Genomic DNA, 5,735 nt, shown 5'->3' with positions numbered 1-5,735 from the left:
GCTCACGCCTATTCGGCGAGCGCACGGGCGACCGCCAAGGACGGGGCTGGTGACGCGGCATTCTGGGGCCGCTTGCTAGCCGCCCGAGTCTATTTTTCTGGGCTTGTCGACGAGATCGACTACATCACCGCCTATCCCGGCCATTCGCAGGATTCGAAGCCCACCGTGATTGCCGAGGCGCTCAACATCTTCGGTCAGTCGCTCCGTGCGCGCTACATTCCGGATCTGTTGCTCCGCCACAGCAAGGCCACCAAGTCGCAGACGGCTCGTGCTGCCGGCGGCAGCGTGGGAATCGACAATCAGTTAAGCACGATCATGCTCAACCCAAATCCTTTGAAGGGTCTCGGCGGTGACCCGTACAAGTCCTTTCCCGTCAGAAAGCACAAGACGGTCTTGCTGGTCGACGATTTCTGCACGGAAGGCAATTCCTTCGAAGCAGGCCGTGCGTTTATCGGAGCGACGGGTGCCAAGGTCATCTGCCTTAGTTGGCTGAAGACAATCAACCGCGAGTATCATGCTCTCGCCATGCCGCTCAAGATCACGAGCCCGTTCAAGCCGCTGCAGTTGACAGAGACACCGCCGACAAAGGCCTACAGTTATCACGCGGCGATTGCTTCCAAGGCTGCAGAAGTCGATCTTGCCCAGCTGCACGCGCGCTACTTTAAATGGGCTTGGCCAAAGGGCCTCTAGCATCGGTTGCCGCGTCAGTTGGAGGTGCGATGATGACGCCTTCGCGGCCGACCAAGCAATCGAAGGGGTGATGGCCATTTGCGACGAAGTCGTCGATCATTCTCTGCCGATCGGAGCTGCTGCTCCATGTGGTCTGCGGAAAGTCCATCAGCCGCGTTGGGGTGAATCCTTCATGCAGTACTGTCAGGCCGTCTACCTCGACAGTGGCCATTGCCGTCGTGACGCACTCGTCTGCCCATTCGTTGTAGTGGGAGATGCAGTATCGCATGTGGAGGATGTCGCCATCGGCGCGCTGCAACAGCCTTTCAAGCGTGCGGAAATTGATGATGGGAGTCTCTTCATGGCCGAAGAACATTCCGGCATTGTCTGACGTGATGATCAATTGCTGAAGCACAGTCACGAAGCTGTCGAAATGCTCCAGCCCACCTTTGGGAACCACCGAACGAATGAACTCGATGCCTTCCGGCTTGCGCAGGAATGTGCTGATCGCTTCGGTTTGCCGAAACGCCTTCGACACATTGTCTTTGGCCAACGCCCGTAGCTGATCCTTGGCCCACTGCGGCGGGAGGGGGCTCTTGACCTCGCAGATCAGCATCACGAAGCCAAGCGTTGGCTCTTCGACGATCACGAGAAGGTCGATGTCAGGTAGCACAGGATCAATTGCGCGTAAGGAGATTTCCGACTGACAGAGGAAGCCTTGCGCCTCAAAGGCTGCTTTGACTCGTTGGACGAAAGCTGCGGCCAATGCGTTGCTGACTTGAGAGAGGAAGACGTGCGGGCGGCGCTGGGCAACAACGCGCAAGAGCTGGACCAGGCCATCGGCCTTCGAAAAGTGGCATGGTCGTATGATGATATCACGCGGCGCGGCTCCTTCCCGCATGAGCGAGAAATAGGTCGAGTCCACCCGATCTTCGGCTGCCTTGCTGTCGAAGACCAGGTCCTGCAACATTGCCTCCACTTTTGCCGCGTCGATTTTGGTCTCTTGTGCGAGCATGTCGCGGAGTTCATCGGCTTGGACATGAACGCAACCGGTATGGTCGTTCGCAGCTGCTTGGTGGCGATGGTAAAGTGCCTTCATCAGCAGGATGCGGTAGACCGCGTAGATCTCCCTGTAGCTATAGCCGCCGAGATCGATTTCGGAGTTCGTGTCGAGGATGGAGAAATATGCCGAGAGCTTCAGATCGGCATGCGCCTGGAGGAGCTTGTCGGCCGCTTCGTGAGCTTCGCCGAGTTCGAACTCTGGCTGGTTCTTAAGCAGCTCTCTGAGCTTATCGGGTACGTCAAATCCGTCGAAGATACGTTGCGAACCGAGGACGTTCTCGTTCCACACGGTAAAGAATTGGCGAGGCAGCGACGGGTCGAGAAAGCGCAGCTCGATCCGGTTTTCGGCGAAGCGCCAATCGATCGAGCCAGGAGCATTGTAGCTATAGTAGAGCAGCCCACGCAGGTGATGGTAATGAAAGCCGAAGTCCAGATCGCCGAATAAGGCTTCTAATGCTGGTTCCGGCCCCGATGTGCCGCTGACCAAGTACGCGGAAAAGCTGTTGATGCCGTCGTTGAGGACGCCTTCTCCCGAGCCGGTGGGCTGTGTGGTCGCTGCCACCTCGGCCATGTTGCTCGCAAGCCGCAGGGCGGCGTTGGCATTGCACCTGTTGGTTACGCGCTCTGCGAGCGCGCGATCGAGCCGCGCCTCAAACGCCTGGATCTCGGTCTTTGTGGGTATAGGCATAGGCTAGGCAATACTCGAACAGTCGTCGCCAACGCAACAAATCCCGTGGATCACGGTATATACACGTGCGCCGTCGTGGTCATCACGCTGGTTCATCCGTGTGCTCTACCAGGCGCCTTGAAGCCCGGCACATCACCCGATTCTTTTCGTCCCAGGCATCAAGCTCACTAACCGGGTAGAGGATGGCCTTTCCGATCTTCAAGAACGTCGGCCCAATTCTCATTGCTCTCCAGTTTCGTAGCGTTCCCAATGAAACACCGCCACGATAACGTTCCGCGACCTCTTCGGGAGTTAGGAACTTAGATTCACTCATTATTCTTTCTCCTTCGAGGCTGGCTCGGCTGAAGACTTGGGGTGAGCGTCTCATTAGGCGTTGTCGGTGGCTCACTCTCACGGCGATCGACGCCCATTCGCGCACGTCCGTGCACGGCTAGAGATGCAGCCTAGTAGCAGTGAGTGGAAGTAGGTGATCGTCGAGATCGTGTGAGCGGATACAAGCGGCGGCAAATGGGCTGGCCCTTCAGTTTGGCGACTTCGCCCCGAATGCCTTGCACGATGTGAGAGTGAAAGGGCTGCGCCGGTTTCCGTGACGGATTGGAGGTCGAGAGGAAGTCTCCCGACCGTCCGTTGCGGAGTGTTTCCCATGGCAAAGGCCGTTCAGAAGATCATCCTCAGCGCCTCGCGCGACATCCCCTTCAACAAGCTGGTGCTGAGCCAGTCCAACGTGAGGCGCCTGAAGTCCGGCGTCTCGATCGAGGACCTGGCCGACGACATCGCCCGGCGTGGGCTCCTGCAGAGCCTCAACGTCCGGCCGGTCCTCGATGCCGAGGGCGCCGAGACTGGCACCTTCGAGATCCCGGCCGGCGGTCGCCGCTACCGGGCCCTCGAGCGCCTGGTGAAGCAGAAGCGCCTGTCGAAGACGGTGCCGATCCCCTGCATCGTGCGCAATCCGGGGGCCGAGATCTCCGCCGAAGAGGATTCGCTCGCCGAGAATGTCCAGCGAGTCGCCCTCCATCCGCTGGACCAGTTCCGAGCCTTCAAGATCCTGCGCGACCAAGGAGCGGGCGAGGAGGAGATCGCCGCCCGTTTCTTCGTCGCGACCGCCGTGGTGAAGCAGCGGCTGCGCCTGGCCTCCGTCTCCGAGAAGCTGCTCGGGATCTATGCCGAGGACGGCATGACTCTGGAGCAGCTCATGGCGTTCACCGTTACCAGAGACCATGCCCGGCAGGAGCAGGTCTGGGAGGCGTTGCAGCAGTCCTACAACAAGGAGCCTTACCTGATCCGCCGCCAGCTCACCGAGAGCGCCGTGCGCGCGTCGGACCGCCGTGCGCAGTTTGTCGGGCTCGATGCTTACGAGGCAGCGGGCGGCATGGTCCTGCGCGACCTGTTCGAGGAGGACGGAGGCGGCTGGCTGCAGGACGTTGCCCTGCTCGATAGCCTGGTAACCGAGAAGCTGGCGATGGAGGCCGAGAAAATCGCGGCCGAAGGCTGGAAGTGGATCGAGGTCGCCGTCGACTTCCGGTACGGCCATGCCCGGCATCTTCGGCGGCTCGACGGCGTGGAGGTGGAGCTCACGCCCGACGAACAGGCGACGTTCGACGCTCTGACCGCCGAGCAGGCCAAACTCGAAAGCGAGTACGAAAGTGCCGACGAGCTGCCGGACGAGGTCGACGCGCGGCTGGGCGAGATCGAGGAAGCGCTTGCCGCCTTCGACAGCCGTCCGGTTCGCTACGAGCCGGCCGAGATCGCGCGTGCCGGTGTGTTTGTCAGCATCGACGCAGACGGACATCTCGCTGCCGATCGCGGCTATGTCCGGCCGGAGGACGAGCCGAAGCAGGTCGGCAGCGAAGACCTGCAGGAAGGCGAGATCGGCGGGGCGGATGAGACGGCGCCTGCCGCTCCCGCGCAGCGTACCGTCATCACCATCGGAGGCGACCTGCCGGAAGAAGACGGCGACGACGATGCAATCAAGCCGCTACCGGAACGGCTCGTTAGCGAGCTGACGGCTCATCGCACCTTGGCGCTGCGGGACGCGGTAGGGAATAACCCGCAAGTCGCCCTTACGGCGCTGCTGCACAAGCTTTGCCTCGACACCTTCCAGCACAGCGCTCCCGGCGGCTGCCTGGAAGCCTCGGTGCGGCATGTGTTCTTCCCTGCCCAGGCGGTCGATCTGAAAGACAGCCCCTCGGCCAAGGCAGTCGCCGACCGGCACGAAGCCTGGAAGGCCGAGCTGCCCAAGGACGACCACTCGCTGTGGGACTGGCTCGCCGCCCTTGACGACGGCCGCCGCGCTGCGCTGCTCGCGCATTGCGTCTCGTTCGGCGTTAACGCCCTCTATGAGAAGGGTGACCGCTACGGTGGGCCGGACGTCTCGGCGCACGGTGTGCAGCAGCGCATCGCCCAGGCCGACCGGCTGGCCCGTGCCGTCGGTCTCGACATGGTCGAGGCCGGCTGGCGGCCCACCGTTGACAACTATCTCGGCCGCGTCACCAAGCCCCGCATTCTGGAAGCGGTGCGCGAGGCCAAGGGCGACCAGGCAGCACAGCTCATCGACCACCTCAAGAAGGCGGAGATGGCGAAGGAGGCCGAGCGGCTGCTGGGCGGCACCGGCTGGTTGCCCGAGCCGCTGCGGCTCGCTGACAGCGCGGACATGCCAGACACACCCGCGGACCCGGCCGAGGAGCTTCCCGCTTTCCTCGCCGGCGGAGAAGGGGGTGTAGCGGCCGACGAGCCGGAGCCGCGTCCCATCGCTGCGGAATAGTGTGAACACCGCGGGTGGCTTCGGTCGCCCCGCGTTCTTGTCGCTTATCGTTGGAAAAGCCCGGTCGCCGTGCCGGGCTTTTTCCTTTGAGGGATTCCTCACCTTCGAGGCGCAAGGCGAGAGGAAGAGGACGGCCGGGACGGGTTTGAGCCGGCCAGGTGCAGAGAGAGCGCCTTCCGGTTCGGACCGTCCCGCTCTCTCGAGGTCTCTTCCATGTCGAATGTCTCCCTCTCGGCGGCGGCGCCCGCGCCGCTACGCTCGCTCGCCGGCGTTCCTGCGGATGCGTTCGCCGGCATTGCCGCGGCAGCGCACCTTCTTCTCCCTCACCTCGAGCGTGGCAGCCGCATCGATGCGGTTGTCCTGCGCGCCGCAATGGAACACGCCTTCGGCGGCTCCGACGCCGCCGGGGCCTGGGACTGGAAGACCGCCTACGATGCCTGCGAGGCGGCGACCGTGCTGTTCATGCGCAAGTTCGGCCCGACCATTCGGGCACGGGCTGCTACGCCGGCTGCCGAGCTGTCCATGCTCGGCAGGATTGCGGCCCTTCTTCCCACC

Annotated in this window: 5 protein-coding genes; 3 read left to right on the top strand and 2 right to left on the bottom strand. The window is 62.4% G+C overall.

Going from position 1 to position 5,735, the window contains the following annotated elements:
- The coding region (locus EPO50_RS13620; protein ID WP_296344862.1) for a phosphoribosyltransferase at positions 1-690 on the top strand (690 nt) is incomplete at its 5' end.
- Here the strand turns inward: EPO50_RS13620 and EPO50_RS13615 are convergent.
- Complete coding sequence (locus EPO50_RS13615; protein ID WP_296344860.1) at positions 662-2,419, bottom strand: hypothetical protein; 1,758 nt, start codon at positions 2,417-2,419, stop codon at positions 662-664. The two genes, EPO50_RS13620 and EPO50_RS13615, sit on opposite strands and share 29 nt — an antisense overlap.
- Before the next feature lie 82 nt (positions 2,420-2,501).
- The gene (locus EPO50_RS13610; RefSeq protein WP_296344859.1) at positions 2,502-2,732 is read right to left on the bottom strand and encodes a helix-turn-helix domain-containing protein; all 231 of its coding nucleotides are present in this window, start codon (positions 2,730-2,732) and stop codon (positions 2,502-2,504) included.
- A gap of 330 nt (positions 2,733-3,062) precedes the next feature.
- Between EPO50_RS13610 and EPO50_RS13605 the strand changes: the two genes are divergently transcribed.
- Positions 3,063-5,180, top strand: coding sequence for a ParB/RepB/Spo0J family partition protein (locus tag EPO50_RS13605; RefSeq protein ID WP_296344857.1), 2,118 nt, complete (start codon positions 3,063-3,065; stop codon positions 5,178-5,180).
- 213 nt (positions 5,181-5,393) lie between these two features.
- Positions 5,394-5,735, top strand: a 342-nt coding sequence (locus EPO50_RS13600) for a hypothetical protein (protein WP_296344855.1), incomplete at its 3' end; no start/stop codon positions are given.

Origin of the sequence: Reyranella sp., from assembly GCF_004297405.1 — a bacterium.
Taxonomy (GTDB): Bacteria; Pseudomonadota; Alphaproteobacteria; order Reyranellales; family Reyranellaceae; genus Reyranella.
The sequence above is the reverse complement of the archived record's forward strand: the minus strand, read 5'-3'. Positions and strand labels throughout refer to the sequence as shown.

Excerpts from the sequence above, each read along its gene's own strand:
- EPO50_RS13615 (WP_296344860.1), bottom strand. The coding sequence starts at position 2,419 with ATGCCTATACCCACAAAGACCGAGATCCAGGCGTTTGAGGCGCGGCTC.
- EPO50_RS13610 (WP_296344859.1), bottom strand. The coding sequence starts at position 2,732 with ATGAGTGAATCTAAGTTCCTAACTCCCGAAGAGGTCGCGGAACGTTAT.
- EPO50_RS13605 (WP_296344857.1), top strand. The coding sequence starts at position 3,063 with ATGGCAAAGGCCGTTCAGAAGATCATCCTCAGCGCCTCGCGCGACATC.